At 39.5% G+C, this 2,189-nt stretch carries 4 protein-coding genes; 2 read left to right on the forward strand and 2 right to left on the reverse strand.

Features of this window, described 5'->3' with window-relative positions; translation table 11 throughout:
- A partial coding sequence (locus CBG25_RS19655) for a transposase family protein (RefSeq protein ID WP_290603898.1) occupies nt 1-353 on the forward strand: 353 nt, incomplete at its 5' end.
- Nucleotides 354-390: 37 nt separating this feature from the next.
- Here CBG25_RS19655 and CBG25_RS19660 read toward each other — a convergent pair.
- Both CBG25_RS19660 and CBG25_RS19665 read right to left on the reverse strand, forming a co-directional pair.
- Nucleotides 391-1,326 (reverse strand): Rpn family recombination-promoting nuclease/putative transposase, encoded by a 936-nt coding sequence (locus CBG25_RS19660; RefSeq protein ID WP_290608759.1) that lies wholly within the window; start codon nt 1,324-1,326, stop codon nt 391-393.
- Nucleotides 1,327-1,551: 225 nt separating this feature from the next.
- Nucleotides 1,552-1,755 carry a hypothetical protein gene (locus tag CBG25_RS19665; RefSeq protein WP_290608761.1) on the reverse strand — a complete coding sequence of 68 codons (204 nt, stop codon included), beginning with the start codon at nt 1,753-1,755 and terminating at the stop codon, nt 1,552-1,554.
- Here CBG25_RS19665 and CBG25_RS19670 point away from each other — a divergent pair.
- The gene (locus tag CBG25_RS19670) at nt 1,740-2,114 is read left to right on the forward strand and encodes a hypothetical protein (protein WP_290607864.1); all 375 of its coding nucleotides are present in this window, start codon (nt 1,740-1,742) and stop codon (nt 2,112-2,114) included. The genes CBG25_RS19665 and CBG25_RS19670 overlap by 16 nt on opposite strands.
- The last annotated feature ends 75 nt before the right edge of the window (nt 2,115-2,189 follow it).

Here is a 2,189-nt window from a genome sequence, read left to right on the forward strand (position 1 = left end):
TGAGCAAAAATGGGCGCCGTCACGATAAACGCTTACTCGATAAAGTCGATATAATTCGCCATATTCCTCCTGAGGTAACCATCTGGGCAGATACCGGTTTTCAAGGTATAGATAAACAGCATCCTAATACACAAATCCCAAAAAAAGGAACTCGAAAAAGACCTTTATCGCCTGAACAAAAACAAGAAAATAAAATAATCTCGGGCATCCGTATTACAGTTGAACACGCCATCGCGGGTATCAAGCGCCTCGGTTGCATGACCCAAATTTTACGGAATCGTAGACCCTTTATTGATGATACCTTCTTACTCCTTAGCGCAGGTCTTTGGAATTTCCATCTCAGAACAGCGTAAAATTTACTTCAATCACCGAAACACCCTTATTTCACTATTAAGCAACACGCTTTATATCTCTTTCTACGCCTTTCTCAAGAAGTTGGCGCGCTATCTTCATCGATGCCTGTTTTTCGCCTTCAAGTTTACCTTCTTGAACGCCATCATTTTTGCCTAATTGATAGCCTTCCAGTTTGCCTTTTTGTAATCCTTTTTGTAATCCTTTTTGTAATCCTTCTCGCCTTAATGCTTGAGCAATAGTCATAAGTGCTCCTTCGTGTTTCTCTGATTTTTTGGCTATATGGGTGATAAATTCCATTGGTTTTTTTGCGTTACCTTCCTGGATGAGATAGTTAAACATCGTGATAACCTGATTATCGGTATAATAATTATACGACAACAGTTTAACAATGCTATCCACTAACTCGGTCATATCCCTTCTGCGGATGTGCTTTTGGATGAGGGTCAACAAAGCCATTCGCTTATGCTTCATAATCTGACCGTCTTCTAGCGTTGTCACATCTGCTAATCGAAACGGTTGAGTATAGATACGCTCTGCGAGTTTTCTGTCATGAAAACAGTCAAGCCAATGAGTGCTATAGGGATAAGGACTTTTTTCACCTGTGTAAAACAGGATAGGAAACACTAACGGTAATTTTTTGTGGCCAGCCTCTAAATGCTTCTGCATCGCTGCCATGCTATAACGCATGAGTCGCCATGCCATCAGTTTATCCGGTGTCGATTGATGCTCAATCAATAGGTAGACATAACCTTTCCCCTGTTGAGTATTCACCGAATAGAGAATATCGCTCTGGTAGTTTCTCATTTCACTATCGACAAATGATCCAGATTCCACTTTTAGGCTATCTAAGTCACACAGCGACTTAATCTCATCAGGAAGCCAAATGTCGAAGAAGTCTTTTGCCGTCTCTTTTTCACTTAAAAACTGCTTGAATACGCTGTCGTGTGGCGTTGGGGTGAATTTTTTACTCATCCGATATCTTCAATGATGGCTAGCGTCAGATTGAATTATGGCAAACAAACCCGCTATATTAAATACGCTATTTATTCATTACCTATCAGACATCATAATCCAGCCATACAAAAACGCACCCTATCTTCTCAGGTGCGTTTATTTTTTTTACGGGTATTCTTTCATGATTAGTCACAAGAAAACGGTTCAAAATCGATTACAGCGAGTTTTAGAGGCATTCCTGAATTAAGCTTGTGCCGTTTTTTCATTCTCAACAACGTTGGCTAGAATATTTACCAACAATTTATTGATGATAAGTGTTTTCTTCGCTCGGGTCGCTGAAACATACAGCAAATTCACTTCATCACGAGTTTCGCAGTCTCTAAAAAAGAAGTATAAATTTAAAAACAAGAAAAAATCAGGATGTTCATATTTTGTCCGGTTATCCATGCATTAAAGATATCTATAAAATATTCTTGCAAGTAAGCAGTGTAAGATACTCTAGTTTGGCGTTATCAGAAGTCAGCCCATCGCCTTTATCTCATGACACGGTTAGCCGATGGTTAAAAAGTAGATGTTTCCGCCCTAAAGACCTATGGCGATTAGTTGAACCTTCTATAGACAAAAAAAGCCCTTGTGTACTAATTGCCGATGATACATTGATTGCCAAAACACGTAGTAGAAAAATAGAGATGGTTCATTATCAATATTCAGGTAATAAGCATGATGTTATTGCTGGGCACCTCGAAAAACCTAAGCCGAGTTTGATTTTGCTGATAAAGTTATCGGAAGCTGGTCTACTGAGCTAACCACCATGAAGAAACGCAGCGCCATTAAGAATGACCTCTTTGCAAACCAGTATCACCAACAGACGATCGACAAGT

The sequence above is a fragment of the Arsenophonus sp. ENCA genome (assembly GCF_002287155.1).
Classification (GTDB): domain Bacteria; phylum Pseudomonadota; class Gammaproteobacteria; order Enterobacterales; family Enterobacteriaceae; genus Arsenophonus; species Arsenophonus nilaparvatae.

Bases quoted from the DNA above. Each gene is read 5' to 3' on its own strand.
- CBG25_RS19665 (WP_290608761.1), bottom strand. From the start codon at position 1,755: ATGGATAACCGGACAAAATATGAACATCCTGATTTTTTCTTGTTTTTA.
- CBG25_RS19660 (WP_290608759.1), bottom strand. From the start codon at position 1,326: ATGAGTAAAAAATTCACCCCAACGCCACACGACAGCGTATTCAAGCAG.